Consider the following 22413-nt stretch of genomic DNA (forward strand, 5'->3'; position numbering starts at 1 on the left):
CCACCGACTTCGTCAACCTGGAGCCCGGCAAGCTCGGTCCTTACAGCGCCATCTTCGTGTTCTCGGCCGGGCTCCTGGCGTCCAACTTCGTGTGGAACACGATCGTGATGAAGCGCCCCTTCGTCGGGCCGCCGGTGCCGTTCGGGGATTATGTCTCCAAGGGATCGGCGCGGCTCCACTCGATTGGCATCCTCGGCGGGATGATCTGGAATCTGGGGATGGCGCTGAGCATCATCGCGGCGGGCGCGGCCGGCTTCGCGATCTCCTATGGCCTGGGGCAGGGCGCCACGCTCGTCGCCGCGCTGTGGGGTGTCTTCATCTGGAAAGAGTTCACGGGTGCGCCGGCGGGGACCAACCGCCTTCTAGCGCTCATGTTCGTGGCGTTTGTCGTCGGCCTGACGCTGATTGTGGCCGCCCGACTCGCGTAGGCGAGGGCCCGGGCTGACTAGAGCTCGACGTAGTCTTCCTGGATTATCTCGGCGCCGCTCGCGCCGAGACGGTCCAGGAGATCGAGGATGATGCCGGCCTTGTCCTCCGCGTCGCGGCGGGACCAGGTCCGCGACTTCAGCTCGAGGAAGTAGGAGTCGGTCGCCGGATTCAGCAGGCGGTCGAGATGCACGTAGAACTGCACGCCCCGGTAACCCACCAGCCACCGGCGGCGGTCCTTCTCGATGTCACGTTCGCGCGCCGGCCTGAAGTACTCGCGGTAGAAGCGCAGCGAGTGGGTCGCGGGCGCGAGGAACCGCGAGCGGAACAGCGGCACCGAGCCGAACGCCCGTTCGTGCGTCAGCCCGGTGAGCGTGAGCCGCGCCCGCACGTTCGTGACGGCGTTCCCCTCGTCGAGCGCCGCGTCCTCGCGATAGCGCAAACGGCCCTGGGCCGGGTCGTCGAAGAAGAAATACGTGTCGTACTGGTGGTAGTGGACGGCGCGAATCGCCGTGATCGCCTCGCTCGCCAGCGCGCGCAGCACCGCGTCGGGCGACGCGACGCGCGCCTTGACCTGCACCTCGAAGCTCTCCTCTTCCGTCGCGCCCCCGATCGCGATGAGCTTCTGGAGCACGCTCTGCTCGCGGTGGATCAGAAACCTGTCGACGCGCCGGGCCACGTCGGCGGCCGCCGCCCGCAGTTCGTCCTCGTCGAGCGTGAGCAGCCGCCGCTCGCGCATCAGCCATCGGCCGTTGCACATCACGTCCACGACGTCGGTCGACTTGCCCGCGTAGACGAGCTGCGCGTAGACGCTCTGTGGATCGCGTCGGAACCGCGGCACGTTGTGGAGCTGCTCCAGATCGACGACGATGAGATCCGCGCGCTTGCCGGGCTCGATCGAGCCGACGAGGGCGCCGAGGTGCACCGCGCGCGCGCCGATGCGCGTCGCCATTGACAGGGCCTGCCGGGCCGGCAGCGCCGTTGGATCCCCGCTCACGCCTTTGGCCAGCAACGCAGCCAGACGCATCTCCTCGAACATGTCGAGGTCGTTGTTGGACGCCGTCCCGTCGGTGCCGATGCCGACGGCAGCGCCGATGTCGAGCATCTTGACCACCGGCGAAATGCCGGAACCGAGCTTCAGGTTGCTGGTCGGGTTGTGCGCGATGCCCGCGCCCGCATCCTTGAGCGCCCGGATCTCTCCCTCGTCCACGTGCACGCAGTGCGCGGCCAGCACACGCGCGTCGAACAGCCGCTGCTTCTTGGCCCAGGGGACGACCGGCATCCCGTGCTCGCGCCGGGACTGCTCGACCTCGAGCGCCGTCTCGGCCAGGTGGGTGTGCAACGGGACGTCGAACTCGGACGCGAGTTCCGCGCAGGAACGGAGAATCTCCGTCGTGCACGTGTACGGCGCGTGCGGCGCGACGGCCGGCACCACCAGCGGATGGCCCGCCCATCGCGCGATGAAGTCCCGCGCGCGGGCCAGCGCGTCCTCGAAGCTGGCGGCGTCCGGGGCCGGGAACTTGAGGACCGTCTGCGCGCAGAGGGCGCGCAGACCCGCGGCGGCCGTGGCTTCGGCGACCGACTCCTCGAAGTAGTACATGTCGGCGAAGCACGTCGTCCCCGATCGAATCATCTCGGCGCAGGCGAGCTTCGTGCCGAGCGCCACGAAGTCGGGCCGCACGAACTCCCGCTCGACCGGCATCATGTATCCCATCAGCCAGACGTCGAGGCGGAGGTCGTCGGCCAGTCCGCGCAGCAGCGTCATCGGCGCGTGCGTGTGCGCGTTCACGAGGCCGGGGAGCACCACGCGTCCCCTGCAGTCCACCGTCTCACGCGGCTCGTATCGCGGCTCGACGCTGCCGACCGCAAGGATCTCGCCGCCGCCGACGGCGATGGAGCCCTGCGCATGGACCGTGAACTCCTCGTCCATTGTCAGGACGTGCGCGTTGGTGAGCAGCAGGTCGCAGGGGGTCGGCATCCCGGTTCGGTAGTGTTACTCCAAGTACATCAGCGTGAACATCAAAGATCTGCTCCGCCGGCTGGACTGGCCCCGGAGCGCTGTTCTCTTCGCTGCCATCGCCACGCTTCCGGGATGTGCCCGCCCGGCCGTGCCGCGCCTCGAATTATCACCCGCGGCCTGCAGCCCGCTCACCCATCGACGGAACCTCGAGCTGGACTACCTGTCTACCGCCGGCGCGGCGCTGGTCGCCGAATGCGATCGGCAGGAGGGCCGGACCATCATCTCCTCGTGGCCCGCGTGCGCCTTTCGACGGCGCCGTCGCTCCCAGGGAAGGCCCCCCTACGCCACGTCCTTGCGGATGTGTTCCGCGAGGACCTCGTTGATCAGCGTCTGGTAGCCGACGTGTCGCCGACGCGCTTCCTTGCGGAACGACTCGAGCACGGTCGGATCGACCCGGATCGCGATCAGTCGTCGCGGTTCGTCACCGAGCGGCGGCCGACCCACCCGCCGCATCGCTCTAAGCTGTTCGGGCGATGACTCGGGAATATCCGAGTCGTCAATCCTTCGCGCCGTACGCCGCGCGTTCGCGGCGACTCGCCCGCCGCGCGCTGATGATTTGGATCGCTTCGGCATCGCCACTTCTCCTGAGCGCATACGCCACCATGAGGGCCCGTCCGTCGGCGGACCGTCCGAGCCGGCGGAATCCCGATTCCCCCGAGGAGTGCTGCAGAGCGGGGCCGTCGAGGGCTTCGGGATCCAGGAAGACCGTCACGGCATCGTCGAACGTGACGCGGTGTTTCGCCGCGTCGACCTCGGCCTTCCGCGGGTCCCACTCGAACACCTATTGAGTATATACGGAATGCGACGCAGCACACTGAGGGCGACGGACCAAGATTCGACCCGCAGGCGGTTCGCGACCTGAAGGCTCAATTGCCTCGCGATGTTTCGGTGGCTGGTCCGACGCTCGCCGCCGACGCGATCCGGACCGGGCTCGTCGACGAGTATCATCTGCTCGTCGTGCCTACTATGCTTGGCGGAGGCACGCGGGTCCTGCCCGGCAACGTACGCATTAGGCTGGATCTCCTGGACGAGCGTCGTTTTGCCAATGGAATCGTCTATCTCCGCTACCAAGCGCAAGCCTGACGGCGGCTGTCGCCGCAGGTTCTGAGCCCTGATCGCGCTTCGAGGTTCTGCAGAGGCGGACCTGCCACCCTTTGCCCTGGCAGGCCCATTCGCATCGAAGCGGTAGTTACTCAGGTGGGCTCCGGCTCGCGTTTGAACGAAAGCGCTAGACTTCGAGGAGCAACGAGTCCATGGACAACACGAGAGTATTCAGAATGGCGTTCGCGAGCGTCTACCCGCATTACATCTCAAAGGCGGAGAAGAAGGGTCGTACGAAGGAGGAGGTGCATGCCATCATTCACTGGCTCACGGGCTACGATGAACAGACGCTGCAACAGCAGATCGACAAGAAGGTCGACTTCGAGACTTTCTTCGCCCGGGCACCACGGATCAACCCAAATGTGTCCAAGATCACCGGCGTGATCTGCGGCTATCGGGTGGAGGAGATCGAGGATAAGCTCATGCAACAGATCCGTTACTTGGACAAGCTGGTGGATGAACTGGCCAGGGGGAAGGCCATGGACAAGATCCTGAGGAAGTGAGCAGGAGCGTCGGTGTTGTAATCGTCGTGTACGAGGCGTTCTCGATGTTGCCCGATGAGCGCGAACGCGGCTTCCAGTTCGTCGACAAACAGGTTCGGAGCGGCGGTTCGATGCTTGCGCCGCCACTCGTCAATCGCCCGGACGTGATGGTCGGCTTCTGGAGTTTCGAACGGTCAGGTTCACCCCTTGCGCCGAAGCTCATCGATGATCGCGGGACGCAGTCCACCTGCTTGCGCGGACGTCCACGATCGCGAGAGCGTCTCGTGCAGGACCGCTACGCGGCGCTCACGCTCATGGAGCCGGGGCTCGAGGTGCTCTCGGTGGAGTTCAAGGTCAACTTCCTCGCCCCGGCAGCGGGCGAGCGCTTCGTTGCGGTGGGCAGGGTGCTCCGGCCCGGCCGGACGCTAACTGTATGCGCGGCCGACGTCCATGTCGAGAAAAGCGGGAGACGAATGCTCATCGCTGCAATGCAGGCGACGATGATCGCGTCCCCTTTCCCCGACCACAAGGCCGTATAAGAACCGGTTACAGCGGCGGTCCGCTGCGCGGCCCGCCGCTGACGGCCAAGATCTCATCCGTGTCATCTCCGAACAAATTCCCAAAAACCGCGCGGGCTCAAGATGGGCAACGGGGCTGCTTCGGCGATATCCAGAAGGTCACGATCGCCCGTAACCAAGACGTCACATCGACCTTCAATCGCAGAAGCCAGGACCCAGCCATCGTCAGGATCCCGAATGGCCACCGGCCCAGCTTTCTTGGGCTTCGCTACGACCTCTTGCCCTCGTATCAGGTCAAGGATGTCCTTGGTGGTGCTAGCGGGTAGCTTGAAGCGGTTGGCCAGCACGTCGTGAAGTTCGTCGAGAATGACGTCGCCGGAAACCAGCTGATGCTCAGCCAGCACATACCGGACGACATCGGCGCACAGCCCGCGAGTGGTAAACGCGGCGACCAGAACATTGGTGTCGAGAAACACTCTCACGAAACATCCCGCATCACGTCCTCGTCGGTCAGGTAGCCGCGGGCTTCAGCGAACGGCAGGGCACGACGTCGGAGTTCCTCGAACCGACGCACCGAAAGCTCGCGTCGGAGGGCCTCCCGGACAATATCGCTTCGCTTCTGGCCAGTTCGCTTACACTGGCGATCGAGCTGGCGCTCGAGATCCTTGTCGAGCCGAATGGTCAGTGTTGATTTCACGTGTTACAGTGTAACACATCAGCAGGGCGCTACTTCGGCGCGCTGCAGTTGCTGGCGGACATCCAGGCCCGCTTCCGTGTGCCGGCCGGCGGAGGGCGGCCGACGGATCCTCATTGGACCGAACGGCGGCTTGTCCCGCTCACATCTCGAACGCTCGAGCGTCTGGAAGCGATCTCTGAAAGCGTTGGAGCGCGCGGTGGCTTGAACGTCGAACCGATGCAGCTTGCGGCCTTGTTATTGGAGAAGACGACCGAGCAGCTCAGTGAGGATGAGGCCAAGGACCTCGTCGCTGCCCGGCGACGAACGAGTCGCTGAGCAAGGTGGGCATCACCGAAGCGAGACGTGAAATGGGCGGGTGCGCCAGGCTGTCTGATGCACCAATCGCCGCTACTCACGCCGCCAACAGCCCTTCAACCCCTCCTGTTCGACAGACCGGCCGCCGAGCAGGCATATTGCTACTCCGCCCCGAGCCCGGCGATCGGATCCACGGCGGAGACGCCGCTGTCGTGCCGCGCCGGCCGCCCGAGCCAGACCCACGCGATGTAATCGACGAGCGGCGGGGTCGCGCCAAGCTCGCGCAGGCGGGTGTTTGCCTGGCCACGATGATAGGTGGAGTGGCTCGTGAGCTGGAACATGGTCTCGGCGAGCGTCGGCGTCTGAAAATCCCGTCCCAGCCGCCGCTCGAAGTGCTTCACCCACGGCATGACGATCGGCTCGGAGAGCCGGGCGCCATCCAGCGTGTCGAGGAAGCGGTCCAGTTCGCGATAGTACGGCTCCGCCCACGCGCGCAGGCTGGCCGGCGTGGGAAACTCGGCGGCGTCCGGGAACGCGACGCGCTCTCCCGTCCACACGTGCAGAAAGGCGCGTTGGGCGACGTGGACGTGGAGCAGCAGCCCGCGGAGACGCTCGTCAAATGGAGCCGCCGAGAGCGGGGCCGTGGCGTCCCAGACCTGCGCGTCGGCCCACTCCATGTGGCGGAAGAGTTCGCGAAGCGAGTCAAGTGAAAACATGGGCGCCACGCTACCGGGCAACGAACTCCGTCGCGGTGTTTCGCGACTTCGGCCGGGAGAGATCGCGGACGTACTTCAGCGCACCTGGCGCGTGATATTTCTCGCGGTGCTGCGCCGTGCCCGCGTGGATGCCGAGCACCATGCCGTCGCGAATCGCGGAGAGCGTGGCGGTGGAGAAGCGTTTGCGCGCCATCTTCAGTCCACGGTGACGCGCACGCCGTGCGTGATCTCGTCGCCATTTGGAGGGCGGTAAGGCCCGCCCTGCCGGCCGATCACGACGGCGCCGTCCCCATAGATCAGGACTCGGGACGATGATGGCCGCAGGGGCCGAGCGGTCGGTGATCATGGGTGCTCGCCGTCGGCGGCGGCACGCAGATCGGCAAGCAGGTCGCGCGCGCGTTCCGCCGCCTCGCGGCGCACCAGGAACTCGGCCGGCTTCGTCACGTTGAGGCCGAACAGCTCCTGCAGGCTCTCGTTCTGGACGATGTACTCGATCTGCTCCTCATCGAGGAGCGACTTGGCGACGGCGATGATACCCGCGTCGCCGGTCGTCAGCACGCGCACAAGCGGTTCCATCGTTTCTTCTCCCGCTGATGGCAGGTCTCGGCGGCCACTGATCGAATCCATCCAGCTGTGCTGGCCTGCATACGGCGCCGATGCTACCTTAAATACATCGGCAAATACATCGGCGTGAAAATCACGGGTCTGCTCCGCGGTCTCATACAGTCTTTTCGCCAAGCCGCCGATAAGCGAGAGGGACCCGTGCCTGTCTTGACCTCTCTTGTCTTTACCGCCCTCCCTCGTCGCGTCACCCGGCCGCTCACCGTTGCGCTGCTCGTCGCGTGGGCGGTGACGATGGGCGCCCTGGTCAATCGCTCGTATCTCCAGGGCACGTCTTCGAACCTCGCAACAGACCTGGCGCGGTACGGATCGCAAGCCACCTGGCGCGGCGTGTACTACCGGGGAGAGAAGATCGGCTTCACGGTCGGCCAGACGACGCCCGCCGATGACGGGTTTGTGATCGAAGAGGACGCGCGACTCCAGATGTCGCTCCTCGGAGCGACGACGGCTGCCATCATCCGGACCACGGCGCGCGTCGATCGTGAGTTCGCCCTGCGATCGTTCGACTTCTCGCTCGATCCGGGCACCGGGCCGATTCGCATCCAGGGGCAGGTCGACGGCACCCGCCTCTCGTTGACGACGACGTCGGCTGCCGGCACGCGTACCGAGACTCGCCAGTTGCCGGAGCCCCCGGCGCTCACCCTCAACCTGGCGCGCCGGCTTGCCGGCGCTGGCCTCACGCCCGGCGCGCGCCACCAGTGGACGATGTTCGATCCCGCAACGCTGCGGAACGCGCCGGTCACCATCGAGGTCGGCAAGCGCGAGCTGGCGGGCGCCGGCCTCAGCCGTGTCCCGGCCTTCAGGGTGCAGATGGATTTCGCCGGGCTGCGCACGACATCGTGGATCACCGACACGGGCGAAGTGGTGCGCGAGGAAAGCCCGATGGGGCTGATGACAATCCGCGAGCCCGCGGAGCGGGCACGCGGCCTCGCGATCTCGGACCGCGTCAGCGCCGATCTCCTGCGCGCCGCGGCCGTCGTGCCCACCTTCGCCGAGCGGGCGCCCCGGATCGATGAGACGCGTGACGTGCTGCGGCTGCGGCTGCGGCTCGATGGCGCGGACCTGCCGGGCGGCGACGCACTGCAGGGAGCGGGGCAGACGGTCCGCGGCAACGAGTTCGAGATTCGCGATCTGCTCGACATGACACCCGGCGCCGTGGATCCGCACGCCGGCCGCCACCTCGCGCCGGAACCGCTCATCGAGAGCGACGCGCCTGAGATCCGCGAGGAAGCGGACCGCGCGATCGCGGGGGCCGCCACGGCCCGGCAGAAAGCCGAGCGCCTGACGAGGTACGTCAACGGGCTGCTGGACAAGAAGCCCACGGTCAGCCTGCCGTCGGCACGCGAGGTGCTGCGAACGAAGGTGGGGGACTGCAACGAGCACACCGCCCTCTACGTGGCGATGGCCCGCGCGGCCGGCATCCCGGCGCGCGTGGCGGCCGGACTGGTGTACGTCCGGGGCGCGTTCTACTATCACGCGTGGCCGGAAGTGTACCTGTCCGACGGAACCAGCCGAGGGCTGTGGCTCCCGGTCGATCCCACGCTCAACCAGTTTCCGGCAGACGCCACCCACGTGCGGCTGGCGCGTGGAGGGCTGGACAAGCAGGCCGCCATCCTGCCGCTCATCGGCCGCATTCGCATCGCGATCACCGACGTGGAGCTTGCTCCCACGGCCACGCGCGTCGTCGCGGGGCGCCGGCAGGACGATCTCGGCACGCTTGACATCCCGCTCGCGCGGCGTCCGGCTCGAGGCCGCTGCGAATGATTGCCATCTCGGATCTCGTCAAGCGTTTCGGCAGCTTCACCGCGGTCGACGGCGTGTCGCTGGACGTGCCCTCGGGCCAGATCCACGGCTTCCTGGGCCCGAACGGCGCCGGCAAGACCACGACCCTGCGGATGATCGCGGGTCTGCTGCGCCCCGACGCCGGGACGATCGTCGTCAACGGCCACGACCTCTCAGCGGAGCCCGAGAAGGCGAAAGCGTCGCTCGGCTTCATTCCGGATCGCCCGTTCATCTATGAGAAGTTGACCGCCGGAGAGTTCCTGCGGTTTCACGGCGGCTTGTACGGCCTCGACGATCGCAACGGTGCGATGGTGGAGCGGTCGCGCGAGATGCTGGAGCTGTTCGAGCTGTCGCGTTGGGAGCACGAGCTGGTTGAGAGCTTCTCGCACGGCATGAAACAGCGGCTGGTGATGTGCGCAGCGTTCCTGCATCGGCCGCGCGCGGTGGTGGTCGACGAGCCGATGGTGGGGCTCGATCCGCGCGGCGCGCGGCTGATCAAGGACGTGCTCAGGAAGATGAGCGAGCGCGGCGTGGCGATTCTGATGAGCACGCACACGCTCGAGGTCGCGCAGGAGATGTGCGACTGCATCAGCATCATCCTCAAGGGGCGCATCATCGCGCGCGGCACGGTCGAGGAGTTGCGCGCCTTGGCCGGGCACCCGGACGAGCATCTCACGTCGGTGTTCCTGAAGCTGACCGGCGGCTCCGCGCTGCAGGAGATCGACGAGATCCTGTGATGGCGACCGTTCAGCCCTTTGCCTATCTGCTGCTGCCGCATCTGTGGTCGTCGCGGAACCGCGCCCGCCGCCGCGAGCTGGGGGACGCCACGCGCGCGGCGGTGTTCGGCGGCATTGCCGTGGCCGTCTGTTCGGCCCTGTTCTGGGCGGCGTCGTGGCTGACGCGGCAGCTGTCCCTGTACGAAGAGCTGGGTGACTACCTGCTGCGCCTGGGTCTTTCGTGGCTGTTCCTGACATTCCTTTCCTTCCTCGCCTTCAGCGGCATCGTCACAGCGCTCTCGACCTTCTTCCTTTCCGAAGACCTGCGGCTCCTGCTCGCCGCGCCGGTTGCGACGCGGCGGCTGTTCTACGCGAGGTTCGCGCGGACGGTCGCGCAGGCGTCCTGGATGGTGGTCATCTTCCTCGCGCCGGTGCTGATCGGCATCGGGCACGCGCGCTGCGCGCCGGCCGGGTTCTACGTGACGTCGTTGCTGGCGGTGGTGCCCTTCTCCGTGATACCCGTGGCGGTGGGAACAGCCGTGACGCTGCTGCTGGTCAATGTCTTCCCGGCGCGGCGCGCGCGCGACATCCTCATGCTCATGGGGCTGCTGTTTGCGGCGGGCCTGGTGGTGCTGCTGCGGGTCATTCGGCCCGAGCGGCTGCTGAACGTGGAATCGCTTCCCGACCTGGCGGACTTTGTCACGACGCTGCAGTCGCCGCTGACGCCGCTGCTGCCGTCGTTCTGGGCGGGCGAGACGATCTTCGCGAGCCTGCAGGGGGGCCGCGACCTGCTCCACGCCGCCGCGTTGTGGACGACCGCCCTTGGCCTGATGGTGCTGCTGCGCGCCGCCAACGAGCGCTGGTATTTCACCGGATTCAGCCGGTCGCAGGAGGCGCCGAAGGCGCGATTCGCAAGGCTGCGGGGCCTCGATGCCGCCGTGTATGCATTGCCGCTGTCGGGCCTCCGCCGGCAGATGCTTCTGAAGGATCTGAAGGTGCTGCTCCGTGACGTGAGCCAGTGGTCGCAGCTCCTGCTGCTCGTCGCGCTGATGCTGATCTACCTGTATAACTTCCGCGTCCTGGACCTGCAGCGCATTCCGTATATCAGCGGATTCGTCAAGAACCTCTACGCGTTCGTGAACCTCGGGATGGCGGGGCTCGTGATGGCGACCGTGTCGGCGCGGTTTGTGTTTCCCGCGGTCTCGCTCGAGGGGGCCGCGTTCTGGATCATCCGGACCGCGCCGGTCTCGCTGCGCGATGTTCTCTGGTCGAAATTCTGGACCGGGTTCGTGCCGCTCTTTCTGATGACCGAGGCGCTCACGATCCTCGCCAACGAGCTGCTCGGCGTCGAGCCGTTCATGAAGGCGGCGTCTGCCTGCGCCGTGCTCTTCATGAGCCTCGCGCTCGTGGGGCTCGCGACGGGGCTCGGCGCCCGCTATCCGCGATTCGGCGCGGCAGCCGCCGAAGCCGCGGGGTCTTACGGCGGCGTGGCGTTCATGATTCAGGCGGTGCTGTACGTCATCGTGATGATTGCCCTCATCGGCTGGCCCTCATCGACCTACGTCTGGGCGCGGGCCCGGCACGTCTCCCTGCCGCCCACCTACCAGCTGCAGATGGCCGCCAGCGTGCTCGCCGCCGCGGGGCTCAGCGTGGCGATCTGGCGGCTCTCCATGAGATCCGGAGTGCGTGCGCTCGAGGAAATGGACCGCGACCGGTCTATTTCGCGAGGATCGTCGCATCGTTCTTGAGCGTCCCCGGTTCAAGCTCAGGGGTTCAGGGGATCGGCGGTTTCTGGGCGCGCATGCGGGCCAGAACGTCGCCGAGCTTTTTGATCTCCTCGCCGTACAACGCCCAGTTTCCATCGCGCTGCGCCTGGATCGCCCGCCCGTAGTGCTCCTGCGCGAGCGCGGCGAGCGATTCCAGGCTCTCGCCGGGGGCCAGCGGCCCGGGCGCCGGGGTCGCCGGCTCAAACGCGGGCAGCGCCGCCGGCGGCAGATCGAAGGCCTCGCGCGGCGGGAGCTGCGCCGCGCCGGCGCCGAAGATCCGATTCGGCGCCACCGGCAGCGACTCTTCCATCACGATCTGGTTCTGGTAGGCGACGATCACCCGTTTCAGCTCGGGGATGCGACCACCGGAGGCGCGCAGATACAGCGGCCGGATGTAGAGCAGCGATTCCTCGATGGGCACCACGAGCAGCGTGCCCTGGATCACCTGAGACCCCTGCTGGTTCCACAGCGTAATCTGCGGGGAGATCACCTGGTCCTGGTTGATCCGCGCGACGATTTGCCGGGGGCCGAAGATGACCTTCTGCTTCGGGAACTGGAAGACAAACAACCGGCCGTAGTGCTCGCCGTCGCTGCGCGCCACCATCCATGCGGCGAGGTTGTCCTTGCGCCGCGGCGTGAACGGGAGCATCTGCAGGAACTCGGGTTCGGTCTCGCCGGGGAGCTTCATGACGGTGTAATACGGCTGCATCACGACCGGCTGCGGCCCGACCTCGATCGCCGGCACCTCCCACTGGTCTTCCTTGTTGTAGAACACGCCCGGGTTCGTCATGTGGTAGGTCGAAAACACGGCCGTCTGAATCGCGAAGATATCTTCCGGGTACCGGAGGTGGCGCCGTAACGACTCGGGCATCTCTTCAAGCGGCTTGAAGAACCCCGGAAAGATGCGCGCAAGCGTCTGGACCAGCGGGTCCGCCGGTTCCGCGACGTAGAACACCGTCGTGCCGTCGTACGCGTCGATGGCAATCTTGACGGCATTGCGGATGTAATTGACGCCGCGCCGCGCCGGCGTCGAGTACGGGTACCGATCCGTCGTCGTATACGCGTCGTACAGCCAGATCAGCCGGCCGTCCACGATGACCAGGTACGGATCCGAATCGAAGGTCAGGAACGGCGCGATCTCGCGCACGCGATCGGCGATCTTCCGGTGGTACAGCACGCGGCTCTGCGACGTGACGACGTCGGTCAGGAGGATGTCGGACGACCGGAAGCGAAGGCTGAACATCAGCCGCCGGAAGAACCCGTTCAGGGGCACGCCGCCACGGCCGCCGTATTCCGTGTAGACGTTGTCGTCGCCGCGGGGGTGGTGGAACTCGCGCGCGCGCGTCTTCACGAGCACGTAATCGCTCGACAGCTCGCCGAAGTACACCGACGGCTGCGAGATGCGCAGGCCGACGGTCGAAACCGGCGGGATGTCCTTGATGAAGAGGACGGGCAGTCCTTCGCTCGTGACCTGGTTCACGGGCCCGAGCGTCAGGCCGTAGCCATGCGTGAAATTCAGCCGGGCGTTCACCCAGCTCCGGTTCTGCAGGCTCTCGCTGTTCAACTCGCGCGCCGAGAGCATGATCTGCCGGTACTTCCCGTTGACGACGTAGCGATCGTTGTCCACGGACACGAAATCGTAGTAGCTGCGGATTTCCTGGATCTGCCCGAAGGTGTCGAGCAGCGGCTGGTGGTCCCAGAGCCGGACGTTCTCGAGCGTGTCCGCGTTCCTGGCGATGTCCGCCTTCGTCAGCGCGGCATCGCCGGACAGCTCCCGTTCCTCGACACGGTCCAGGGCAAAGGCGGTGCGGGTGGCGGCGATGTTGTATTCGATATACGGCAGCTCGCGCACCTGCTCGTTCGGCGCGACGACCATGCGCTGAACGCCCGCGGCATAGAGTTCGCCGCCAATCCAGATCACCAGGTATCCCGCGGCGGCGGCGAGCAGCGGCCACCGGCGCACGGTGAAGGCGTGATAGACGGCCAGCGCGGCGCCCATGCCGAGCACCACGATCGTCACCCGGAGCAGCGGGATCCGCGCGTGGACATCCACGTACGACGCCCCGTGGATGATGTTCGCGGGGGTCACGAGCACGTGCGCCATGTCGAGCCACGCGCCGACGGCCATGAGGACGAACAGGGCGGCGGCCAGCAGGGAAAGGTGGCGCCGCGCCCGTCCGTACGGCGCGCCAACGCCGCGCGTTGTGAGGCCCGCGGCCCCGGCAAGCACGTAGATGCCCGCGCTGACCGCGAGACAGAGCAGCACGAGCGCGAGCGCCATCCCGCGCACGAACTGGTAGACCGGCAGCCGGAACACGTAGAAGGAAATGTCGCGGCCGAAGATCGGATCCTGCGCGCCGAACGGGACCGCATGCCGGAACTGCAGGAACGCGAGCCACTCGCCCGACGCAGGAAGCGCGAGCACGAGCGCCGCGAGGCTCGCAACCACGGTGGCCACGCGGCGGATCTGCGCGCGGTTGAACAGGATCGGCTGCCCCTGCGCGGTCGCACCCACCATCACGTACGGCTGCGTGAGCGAGGCGAGCGCGAGCGCCATGTTTCCCCAGAGCACGATGAACGCCACGAGGAAGGCGGCCGTCCCCACGCCGAACGACACCGACAGGCGCCGCGAGAACAGCGCTTCGTAGCCCACCTCCTTGAACCAGAGCCAGTCGGTGTAGAAACCGGCGACGGAAGGCAGCAGGAAGAAAAGGGTAACCGCTGTCAGAATCAGGGCACCCTTCGTGGATCGGAACCCGGGCACTGCGACATCCTTTCAAGGGACTACGCGCGAAACGTCCCTATTATCCGACACTTCCAGCTGAGCGGGTTTGCCTCCGATCGCGGGCACGTCCTTTGGAGCCGGATTCGCTCCGGGGGCCGGGGCGATGAGGCGTGCGAGGCTTCTGGTGACGGGGTTGCTGGCGTGGGCGGTGGTGTCCGCGGCGGCGCAGGCCGCGCAGGTGTTCCACCAGCCTGAGCCACGGCCGATCGTCACGGCCGACAGCGACGAGTGGTTCCGGCTCGGCGATGCGATCACGTTCGAAGGGGACTTCTACTACCCGGCTGGGCCGCGCGTGTTCTTCGACGGCAACGTGATGGTCCGTACCGGCTTTTATCGCGGCGTGCCGCTCTATGCCGACGCGACGCTCGAACCGTACTCGAAGGTCTTCGTGCCGGTGAGCGGCGGGTTGATGCAGCCGTACGAGCGACGGCGTGCGGGTGAGCTTGCGGGCACCACGGGGAGCCAGGCGCCCTCGTTTCCCGTTGCCGTCGCGGGTGAGCCGGCCGGGGAGCCAGCCGGCGCGAGGCGCATGGCCCCGGAGGCTGTGGGCACGGCGGGGCGCGCGGCCATGAGGCTTCCCTCCGCGCCGGCTCCGGCGGGCGTCGTCGTGCCGCCGCGCGATGTCATCGAGGTGGGGGAGAAACCGAAAGGGCTCAACGAGATCTACGTGATGTATGCCGGCTACCGATGGAAGGCGGCGGGAATGGCGGTGCCGCTGAAAGAAGGGCAGCACATCGTCATCGGCGAGTACAGAGGCTACCCGGTGTACGCGGACCGCGATCTGGGGAAAGATCCCCGCCGAATCTACCTGCCATCGCGAGCCGGCTACATCGCGCCATACGAGAGGGTCGCCGTCTCCACCCCCCGCGCCCCCACCCACGCGAACACGATGCGGTCGCCGCTCCGCGCGATTCGCGGGTAGCCCCTTGCGCGGCTGGCGGCGAGCGAGGCGACGCTGACTGCCTCGTCCCGCCGGCCGTCAGGCCAGACGCGGCGCGCGCGGAACTCGGCGCCGGACTCCAGTTGCTCGATCCAGCCCACCAGCGCGCTGCCGTCAGCCAGCAGCTCCGCATCCACCCGTCCCAACGGGTTGCCGTCGTCCACGCGAACCGGCGCGCCGAAAGTCGCGGCGCCATCTGGGGAAAACGTGACGCTCACGTGCGCATTGGACTCGGGCGCGGCGAACCATGCGAGCGCCACGCGATCGCCAGACGCCGACATCGAGGGCCCGTTGACCGGGCAGCCGGCGATCTGCCAGTTGTCCCGCACGGCGACGCGCCCCTCGCTCCATTTGCCGTCCTCGAAGCGCGACACGTAGATGTCGCGGATTTCGTCCGCGCTGCGGTCGCGGTAGGCGAGCGCGATGCCGCGCGAGGTGCGCACCGCGGAAGTGGGGCAGCAGTCGCAGACGCGATTGTCCACCAGCATTTCCTCGCCCGCTCCATCACCGGAAATTCGCGCGGCGCGCAGCGCCATCTGCCCGTGCGTGCGCCCGTCGAGCCACGCCAGCCCGGCCGACGCTCCATCACCGCCGTCAGGCCACGGGAAGAACGACGCGAACCCGTGCTCCGCCTCGGTCTTGTCGCGGTGGGGCGTCACGGGCGCCGACCACGTACGCCCGCCATCAGCCGACGTCCGCACTTTCACGTCGTACGCGTACTTGCCGGCGCCGCTCACGTGCAGCCAGTGCGCAGCGATCATCTTGCTGGTGACCGCGAGCGATGGCACATCGGCCCAGTTGGCGAAAAACCCGGAGCCCTCGTGGATGGTTACGGGCGTCGACCACGCGGACGCACCGGGCGCGAGCGTCGCGAAGCGGAACCGGTGCGCGCCGGCGTCAGCCTTTTCGAGCCAGGAGAGATACACGGTGCCGCCAGGTCCTACGGCGAGTTGCGGCTGTGCGCTGCCGGCAGGCGCGGGAGACGGGAGTGGCTTCGGCCGGGAGTCCGCGCCGGCGGCCGCAAACGCGGCTGTCGAGGCGGCGACGGTGAGGGCAAGGAGCGTCGGTGTGGCGCGCATCGTGGGATCTTAATATCATTTCGGGACACCGTGAATCGGGTCTTCTGGCGTGAGGCGCTTCTCGGACGACGCCCGGCCCACACGCTCATCCGGGTCGGCGTGCTGGTTGTCGTCAGCATCGCCGTTTTCGGCTGGGTCCTTGTGCCCGTCCGGACTTATGGTCCCAGCATGCTTCCCACCTACGCATCCGGGTCCTTTCATATCGTGAACCGGTCGGCGTACGGCTACCGCGGCCCCGCGCGAGGAGACGTCGTGGCGGTCCGGCTGGCGGGGTGGCGCGTCGTGTACGTGAAGCGGATCATCGGGCTCCCGGGGGAGCGCATCGCGATTCGCGACGGCATCGTCTTTGTGGATGGGCGCGCGATCGACGAGCCTTACGTCGTCCGGCGAGGGGAGTGGAACGTGCCCGAGCTGACGCTCGGTCCGGACGAGTTCTTCGTGGTGGGAGATAATCGCGGGATGCGGATGGATCAGCACGAGTTCGGCCGCGTGAAGCGGGAGCGGATCGCGGGGCCGCTGTTGTTCTGATGGCGCCTGGCCGGGCGTGGAGCCGTCGGTTGCGGGCCGTCGTCGCGTTCGCGGCGCTGGCCGCGGTGGCCTGGGGCGCCTACGCCTGGTGGCCGAGCGAGGAACGGCGGATCCGCCGCCGCATCGAGACGCTCGAGAACGTGCTGAACGAGCAGCCGAAAACGGGGCTCGATCTGGTGACGCGCGCGGGGCAGCTCGCCACGTTCTTCGAGCCGGACGTCGTTCTCGATCCGGGCGGCGGCGCGGGTCCGATCGTCGGCCGCGAACGCCTGGTGGCGCTTGCCGCGCGCGCGCCGAATGCCGGCGGCGCCATCGCGGTCCGGTTCGTCGACGTGTTTGCCAACCTCGACGGGGCCAGGGCGATCGTTCGAATGACGGCGACAATTTCGTGGCTCGACGCGCGAGGTGAAGAGAACGTGGACGCCCGCGAAGTCGAGCTCGAGATGCGCAAGACGGACGACTGGCGGATCCGGCGGATCGCCGCGGTCGACGCAATCGAGAAACCGCGATAAACGCGATGAAGAGGACTCGTCGAAGGTTGATGACGGCGACTGGTGGCGCCGCCATCAGCCTTCGACTCTGTTCCGGGCCGCGAGCGGTCGCCGGTGCGGCCGCCCGGGATCAGGGGCAACAGACCGGCTCTAACGGCTTATGAGGCAGGTGATAAGCCAGCCGGTCGGGCAGGAAAATTGTCACGCCACCGAAGCCACCTTCAGTCTTGGAGTCAGCGGCTGCCGCGCCACGAACCGGGTCGGCACCGCCCCCTCGGGGCGAATGAACGCGCCGTCGCGCGTGCGACACAAAAACCTTGAGTCCACGAGCGCCGCCAGCAGCGCTTCGCACACCTGGCGATCCAGCCCCCAAAGCCGCTGGGCCTGGGCGACCGTCAGGCGGAGTCCGGGCATCTCGAGGTATTCACCCTGTATCCGCTCCAGGACGTCTTCCACGCGCATGCTCCCCCCTCGAAGGACACCCATTGAGCCGAATTGCATCGCGGAACAGCGACACCTAGAGCAACGGATGTACCCGATAAGCCGCGCTTGGAGCACACCAGAATATCCGGCCTGGATACTGAGGCTTAGGCGGAAGTGACGCGCGGAAAGGCGTACGACCGAATCGGTGCGGTTGGCCGATTCCAATACGGAGCCATGTGCCGCCGCGTCGGAAAAAACTGCACTCGCTAGAGCTCGCGGAGCGCGGTGACGATAGGCAGCCGTGCGGCCCTGAGCGCCGGGAAGACCCCCCCGATGAGGCCCATCATAACGGCATACGCCACGCCCTGGACGAGCAGGGCCGGCGTCACGGCAAAGGCGAACGCCACCTGGCTGAACGACTGCCAGTTCATTGTTGACGTCTGGTAGCCGTCGAAGACGATCCAGGCGAGCAGCCCGCCCGCCACGCCGCCCATCAGGCTGAGGAGCAGCGACTCGGTCATCACCGACGAAAGAACGGCGAAACGACCGAACCCGAGCGCGCGCAGCGTCGCGATCTCGCGCGTACGCGCGGCGACGGCGCTGTACATCGTGTTGATGGCGCCAAACACGGCGCCGATCCCCATGAGCGCCGCAATCATGTACCCGAGCTGGGTGATGAGCCTCCGAAGCACGCGGGACTGCTCGGCGTAGTACTCGGTCTCGCGTTTGACCGTCACGTTCAGCCGCGGGTCGGTCGTCAGCGCGTCCTTGAAGCGGTCGAACGCCGCGGGGGATTCGAGCCTGACGTACACGGACTGAAAGCTGTTGCCCCGGCGATAGGCGGGCTGCAGCACGCGGGCGTCGCACCAGATTTCGCTTTCGGCGACCGTTCCGTTTGCCTCGAAGATCCCGACGACCGTCCAGCGATTCTGCCCCCATTTCACCTGGCTGCCGACCTCGAGTCCCGCGAATTGCCCGTGGGCGGCGCGGCCCACGATGATCTCGCTCGTTCCCGCCGCGAATCTCCGCCCGTCCACGATTCGTACTTCGTCCTTGACGTCGAACGCGCGCGGCGTCACCCCTCGAAGGGGCACGTTCGCATCCGTGCCCGTCGCGCGCTTCGGCACGTCCACGATGACAAACAGCTCGGGCGAGGCCAGCGGCCCATCCGCAGCGCGGCGCACGCCGGCCGCCTCCGAGACGATGGTGGCGCTCGCCGCGCCCAGGCCGCTCGTCATCTCGGTGTCGCTCCCCGAGCGCATGACGATGACGCGGTCCGGCGCGGCGGCGTCACGCAAGGCCGCGGTGAACCCTTCTCCGATGGACAGCACCGCCACGAACACGACGACGACGCCGGCGATGCCGACAATCGCCACGAGGGAGGAACCCAGCCGCTGCCGGATCGTGCGAACGTTGAGGGCCACGACCGCGAGGAGCTGTGCGAGCCAGTTCACGTCAGTTCCTCCTCAGGGCGTCCGCGATGCGCAGCCGCATGGCCTGGAGCGCGGGCATGGTGCCGGCGACGAGACCGAGCGAGAGCATCAGCGCGACACCGAGCGCGAGATCGCGCGGGGTGATGAAGAAGCCGGGCAGGAGCCCGCCGGTCGGGTCTCCCCGCCAGATGAGCAGCCAGCCGGCGAGCAGCCCGGTCCCGCCGCCGCCGACCGCCAGCATCATCGACTCGGCCAGCACCAGGACGAGCACGAGCGCATCGGTAAAGCCGAGCGTCTTGAGCACGGCCAGCTCGCCGACGCGCTCGCGGATCGACTGCGCCATGGTATTGCCTGCCACGAGCACGATCGTGAAGAACACGGCCGCGGCGATGGCGGTCATGATCGCGCCAATGTCGCCCACCTGGTTGGCGAACGACTGCGCGAACGCCTTCTCGGTGTTGGTCTTGGTCTCCGCCTGGGAGTTCTCGAACTGCGTGTCGATCGTCTTTGCGATCTGCGCGGCGCGTTCCGGTTCGGCGATGCGGATGATGTACCATCCGACCGTGGCGTCGCCGAAGGAGCCCGGACCGAAGAGCTTCCTCGCGACCTCGGCGAGGTACGCCTTGCTGAAGAGAAACTGCGTGTCATCCGCTCCCTTGATGCTGGCGTCGTAGACCCCGCGGATCGTGAACGTCCAGGGCTCGCCGCCGGGGAGGCGCCAGATCGTGCCCTGGAGCGGCACGCGGTCCCCCACTTTCCAGTTGAAGCGGTTCAGCGTCGCGCGCCCGACGAGCGCGCCGGTCCTGTCCTCGAACCACGCCTTCTTCTGGTCGTCGGCCACGGCGAACTCGGGGTACATCCGCAGGAAGCCGTCCGGGTCCACCGCGAGCTGCGCGAAGAAGTTCGCCGGGTCCTGGTAAATCCCGCCGAACCAGGTGGCCGACGTGACATCGGCGACCCCGTCGGTCGCGCGGATGCGCTCGGCGTAGGACACCGGCAGCGGCTGGATGATCGAGGTCTTGTGAAACACCAGCATGCGGTCGGCGCCCGCCACGTCCACGCCCATCGTTAACGCGATGCGGATTGCCATCAGCACGCCGAACAGCACGAAGGCGACGAACATCGACAGCGCCGTGAACGTCGTGCGGATCTTCCGGCGCAGGAGGTTGCGCCAGATCAGGTGCAGGAACTTCATGCCCGCGCTCCCGCGTGGTCGAGGCCCCCCGCGATCAGCTCCCCTTTTTCGAGGTGCACCAGGCGCGTGGCGCGCTCGGCGGCGTGCGGGTCGTGCGTCACCATCACGATCGTCTTGCCGTGGTCGCGGTTCAGGGCCTGCAGCAGGTCGAGCACCTCATCGCCGGATTTTCGATCGAGATCGCCGGTGGGCTCGTCGCAGAGCAGCAGCGTGGGGTCCGTGACGATGGCGCGGGCGATGCCGACGCGCTGCTCCTGGCCGCCCGACAGCTGGCGCGGGAAGTGCCGCGCCCGGTCGCCCAGGCCGACGACGCTCAGCGCCGTCGCGACGCGCTTCCTGCGCTCGGCACGCGACAGCTTCGTCAGCAGCAGCGGCAGCTCGACGTTGCGCTCGGCGGTCAGCACGGGCAGCAGATTATAGAGCTGGAAGATGAAGCCCACGTGGCGCGCGCGCCACTTCGACAACGCCCCCTCGGGGAGCCGCGCGATCTCGACGCCGTCCACGTCGATGCTGCCGCGCGTGGGGCGGTCCAGCCCGCCGAGCAGGTTGAGCAGCGTGGTCTTCCCGGATCCGGACGGGCCCATGAGCGCGAGGAACTCGCCGCGCGCAATCTCGACGTTGACACCTTGAAGGACGTCGATCCGCTCGGTGCCGCGTTTGTATTCCTTGTGGACGTCACGGATGGCCACGAGAGTAGACATGCTCAGCCCTTCACCTTCACCTTGGCCCCGTCCTGCAGGTCCGCCGGCGGGGAGTTGACCACGCGCTCGCCGGCTGAAAGGCCGGACGCGATCTCGATGCGATCGCCATCTTCAGCACCGACGCGGACGGCTCGCCGCTCCGCGCGCCCGCCGTTCGTGATGACGAATACCACGCCCGCGCCCCCCGAGGCGCGCACGGCGGTGCGCGGCACCAGCGTGCGCGGCCCCGGCGCGGAAGAGGCCGGCTGCTGCTCGGCGCCGTGGAAGGCGACCTTCACCCCCATGTCCGGCAGCACCCGCGGATCGAGCTGGTCGCCCCTCGACGTTGCCCGGGACGGCCCTGAGCTTGTCGAAGGGTCGAACGCGAGGCGCACGAGGACGGTGGCCTTCTGCCGGTCGGCGGTCGGAATGGTCGTGATCACGTGCGCCGGAATCTGCCAGTCGGGATACGCGTCGAGCACGGCGGTCGCCCTCTGGTTCGGGGTCACGCGGTTGATGTAGGTTTCGTTGACGTCGACCTCGATTTCGAGCGACGACATGTCCACGATGGTGGAGATACCGGTCCGCGTGAATCCCCCGCCGGCCGATACGGGCGAGACCATCTCGCCCGGCTGCGCATCCTTCGAGATGGCAACGCCCGCGAAGGGCGCGCGGATGACCGTGTCGTCGAGCAGCGTCCTCTGAACGTCCACCTGCCGCGCCGCGACTTCCTCCTGCTGCCGAGTCGCGAGGATGCGCGCGTGCAGGGAATCCGCTTCGGCCTGCGCCGCGTCCACGTCTGCCTGCCCCACGACCCCTTCTTTGTTCAGCTGCTGGCGGCGGCCGAGGGTGAGCTGCGCTTCCTTCAAGCGCACCTCCATCTCGCCCACCGAGCGGCGCGCGGCGTCGAGCTGCGCCTCGGCGAGCGCCAGTGCCGCCCGGATCTGCGAGTCGTCGAGCCGCGCGAGCACCTGCCCCTGCCGCACGCGCATGCCTTCCTCGACGTTCACCTCCACGACCTTGCCGGTCATCTTCGAGGAGACGGTCGCCCGGCGCCGCGCGGTGACGTAACCCGAAGCGTTCAACACGGCCCCGGCCGCCGGGCCGCCCGTACGGGTTTCGACCGCCGCCGCTTCGACGAGCGTCGCGCGATCCGACATGGACCACCACGCGGCCCCGACCACGGCCGCCGCGGCCACCAGGCCGGCAACCATCCAGGCCGGTCCCCGGCCGCCCGGCTCCCGCTGGTCGGGATCGATCTTGAGTGCGGAAAGTTCGGTTTTCAGATCGGGCATCGGCTTACGGAATGAGGATACGGGCGTGCGACGGCTGTCGTTCAGGCGGAATCGGCGAACGGCGGGCACGGCCCGGTTAATGGCGAATTGTACAGGCTCCAACGAGGGTTCAAGACGAGGGGTTCAAGACCCGTCGTGCAGAACCCCTCGTGCTGAACCTTTCGTGCTGAACCTGCCGTGCAGAACCTTTCGTGCAGAACCTGCCGTGCAGAACCCTACTACTGTGCCGCGTTCACCCACCCCCGCGACAGGTAGTCGCTGAGCGTCAGCGACACCATGATCGCGAGCCACACGACGCCCGAGGCGGCGACGACCCAGGTGAGGCGGGTGCTGTACTTCACGTGCATGAAAAACAGCACGACCAGCGTGGCCTTGGTGACCGCGATCGTCAGGGCGACGATCGTGTTCATGAACTTCAGGTCGAG

At 67.4% G+C, this 22413-nt stretch carries 26 protein-coding genes; 10 read left to right on the forward strand and 16 right to left on the reverse strand.

Annotated elements, in window-relative coordinates:
* Positions 1–428: multidrug DMT transporter permease (locus HYU53_06380; protein MBI2220818.1), on the forward strand; the 428-nt coding region annotated here is incomplete at its 5' end.
* Positions 429–445: 17 nt separating this feature from the next.
* Here the strand turns inward: HYU53_06380 and HYU53_06385 are convergent.
* The 3 genes from HYU53_06385 to HYU53_06395 form a co-directional block, all read right to left on the reverse strand.
* Positions 446–2404, reverse strand: a complete 1959-nt coding sequence (locus tag HYU53_06385) for an amidohydrolase family protein (GenBank protein MBI2220819.1) — start codon at positions 2402–2404, stop codon at positions 446–448.
* A gap of 321 nt (positions 2405–2725) precedes the next feature.
* Entirely contained in the window at positions 2726–2899 is a 174-nt protein-coding gene (locus HYU53_06390; protein MBI2220820.1) for a BrnA antitoxin family protein, read from the reverse strand.
* A 43-nt stretch (positions 2900–2942) separates the two neighbouring features.
* Positions 2943–3227, reverse strand: a complete 285-nt coding sequence (locus HYU53_06395; protein ID MBI2220821.1) for a BrnT family toxin — start codon at positions 3225–3227, stop codon at positions 2943–2945.
* Positions 3228–3229: 2 nt separating this feature from the next.
* On the opposite strand from HYU53_06395, the gene HYU53_06400 reads away from it, so the two are divergent.
* The 3 genes from HYU53_06400 to HYU53_06410 all read left to right on the forward strand — a co-directional run bounded on the left by HYU53_06400 (position 3230) and on the right by HYU53_06410 (position 4568).
* Positions 3230–3529 carry a dihydrofolate reductase family protein gene (locus HYU53_06400; GenBank protein MBI2220822.1) on the forward strand — a complete coding sequence of 100 codons (300 nt, stop codon included), beginning with the start codon at positions 3230–3232 and terminating at the stop codon, positions 3527–3529.
* A gap of 170 nt (positions 3530–3699) precedes the next feature.
* Entirely contained in the window at positions 3700–4050 is a 351-nt protein-coding gene (locus HYU53_06405) for a DUF2200 domain-containing protein (GenBank protein MBI2220823.1), read from the forward strand.
* Positions 4051–4160: 110 nt separating this feature from the next.
* On the forward strand, positions 4161–4568 hold the full coding sequence (locus HYU53_06410; protein MBI2220824.1) for a PaaI family thioesterase: 408 nt from the start codon (positions 4161–4163) through the stop codon (positions 4566–4568).
* A 62-nt stretch (positions 4569–4630) separates the two neighbouring features.
* Here the strand turns inward: HYU53_06410 and HYU53_06415 are convergent, their stop codons facing one another.
* From HYU53_06415 to HYU53_06435, 5 genes are all read right to left on the reverse strand, one after another.
* A complete protein-coding gene (locus HYU53_06415) occupies positions 4631–5029 on the reverse strand; it encodes a putative toxin-antitoxin system toxin component, PIN family (GenBank protein MBI2220825.1) in 399 nt (132 codons plus the stop codon).
* Positions 5026–5244 carry a ribbon-helix-helix protein, CopG family gene (locus HYU53_06420; protein MBI2220826.1) on the reverse strand — a complete coding sequence of 73 codons (219 nt, stop codon included), beginning with the start codon at positions 5242–5244 and terminating at the stop codon, positions 5026–5028. Before HYU53_06420 ends, HYU53_06415 begins: the two co-directional genes overlap by 4 nt.
* 455 nt (positions 5245–5699) lie before the next feature.
* Positions 5700–6254, reverse strand: a complete 555-nt coding sequence (locus HYU53_06425; protein MBI2220827.1) for a DinB family protein — start codon at positions 6252–6254, stop codon at positions 5700–5702.
* A gap of 10 nt (positions 6255–6264) precedes the next feature.
* Positions 6265–6447, reverse strand: coding sequence for a hypothetical protein (locus HYU53_06430; protein MBI2220828.1), 183 nt, complete (start codon positions 6445–6447; stop codon positions 6265–6267).
* Positions 6448–6596: 149 nt separating this feature from the next.
* A complete protein-coding gene (locus tag HYU53_06435) occupies positions 6597–6830 on the reverse strand; it encodes a DUF2007 domain-containing protein (GenBank protein MBI2220829.1) in 234 nt (77 codons plus the stop codon).
* A 186-nt stretch (positions 6831–7016) separates the two neighbouring features.
* Here HYU53_06435 and HYU53_06440 point away from each other — a divergent pair, with 186 nt between their 5' ends.
* From HYU53_06440 to HYU53_06450, 3 genes are read left to right on the forward strand one after another with little or no spacing between them, the layout of a single operon-like run.
* Positions 7017–8639, forward strand: a complete 1623-nt coding sequence (locus HYU53_06440) for a transglutaminase domain-containing protein (protein MBI2220830.1) — start codon at positions 7017–7019, stop codon at positions 8637–8639.
* Positions 8636–9394, forward strand: coding sequence for an ABC transporter ATP-binding protein (locus HYU53_06445; GenBank protein MBI2220831.1), 759 nt, complete (start codon positions 8636–8638; stop codon positions 9392–9394). The genes HYU53_06440 and HYU53_06445 overlap by 4 nt, the downstream gene beginning before the upstream one ends.
* Positions 9394–11121 carry a hypothetical protein gene (locus HYU53_06450; protein MBI2220832.1) on the forward strand — a complete coding sequence of 576 codons (1728 nt, stop codon included), beginning with the start codon at positions 9394–9396 and terminating at the stop codon, positions 11119–11121. The genes HYU53_06445 and HYU53_06450 overlap by 1 nt, the downstream gene beginning before the upstream one ends.
* Positions 11122–11146: 25 nt before the next feature.
* Here HYU53_06450 and HYU53_06455 read toward each other — a convergent pair whose 3' ends face one another.
* Entirely contained in the window at positions 11147–13903 is a 2757-nt protein-coding gene (locus tag HYU53_06455; GenBank protein ID MBI2220833.1) for a UPF0182 family protein, read from the reverse strand.
* Positions 13904–14048: 145 nt separating this feature from the next.
* Here HYU53_06455 and HYU53_06460 point away from each other — a divergent pair, with 145 nt between their 5' ends.
* Positions 14049–14846, forward strand: coding sequence for a hypothetical protein (locus tag HYU53_06460; protein MBI2220834.1), 798 nt, complete (start codon positions 14049–14051; stop codon positions 14844–14846).
* Here the strand turns inward: HYU53_06460 and HYU53_06465 are convergent.
* Positions 14750–15943: a hypothetical protein gene (locus HYU53_06465; GenBank protein ID MBI2220835.1), complete on the reverse strand. Its 1194-nt coding sequence runs from the start codon at positions 15941–15943 to the stop codon at positions 14750–14752. The genes HYU53_06460 and HYU53_06465 overlap by 97 nt on opposite strands.
* 30 nt (positions 15944–15973) lie before the next feature.
* Between HYU53_06465 and lepB the strand changes: the two genes are divergently transcribed.
* A complete protein-coding gene (gene lepB, locus HYU53_06470; protein ID MBI2220836.1) occupies positions 15974–16471 on the forward strand; it encodes a signal peptidase I in 498 nt (165 codons plus the stop codon).
* Between the two features lie 29 nt (positions 16472–16500).
* Positions 16501–16983 carry a hypothetical protein gene (locus HYU53_06475; GenBank protein MBI2220837.1) on the forward strand — a complete coding sequence of 161 codons (483 nt, stop codon included), beginning with the start codon at positions 16501–16503 and terminating at the stop codon, positions 16981–16983.
* 180 nt (positions 16984–17163) lie between these two features.
* Here HYU53_06475 and HYU53_06480 read toward each other — a convergent pair whose 3' ends face one another.
* From HYU53_06480 to HYU53_06505, 6 genes are all read right to left on the reverse strand, one after another.
* Positions 17164–17418, reverse strand: coding sequence for a hypothetical protein (locus tag HYU53_06480; GenBank protein ID MBI2220838.1), 255 nt, complete (start codon positions 17416–17418; stop codon positions 17164–17166).
* A 233-nt stretch (positions 17419–17651) separates the two neighbouring features.
* Entirely contained in the window at positions 17652–18839 is a 1188-nt protein-coding gene (locus tag HYU53_06485; GenBank protein ID MBI2220839.1) for an ABC transporter permease, read from the reverse strand.
* 1 nt (position 18840) lies between these two features.
* Entirely contained in the window at positions 18841–20013 is a 1173-nt protein-coding gene (locus HYU53_06490) for an ABC transporter permease (protein ID MBI2220840.1), read from the reverse strand.
* Entirely contained in the window at positions 20010–20714 is a 705-nt protein-coding gene (locus tag HYU53_06495) for an ABC transporter ATP-binding protein (GenBank protein ID MBI2220841.1), read from the reverse strand. Before HYU53_06495 ends, HYU53_06490 begins: the two co-directional genes overlap by 4 nt.
* 2 nt (positions 20715–20716) lie before the next feature.
* Positions 20717–21988, reverse strand: a complete 1272-nt coding sequence (locus HYU53_06500; protein MBI2220842.1) for an efflux RND transporter periplasmic adaptor subunit — start codon at positions 21986–21988, stop codon at positions 20717–20719.
* Between the two features lie 218 nt (positions 21989–22206).
* Positions 22207–22413, reverse strand: a 207-nt coding sequence (locus HYU53_06505) for a cytochrome C oxidase subunit IV family protein (protein ID MBI2220843.1), incomplete at its 5' end; no start/stop codon positions are given.

The sequence above is a fragment of the Acidobacteriota bacterium genome (assembly GCA_016184105.1).
GTDB lineage: Bacteria > Acidobacteriota > Vicinamibacteria > Vicinamibacterales > 2-12-FULL-66-21 > JACPDI01.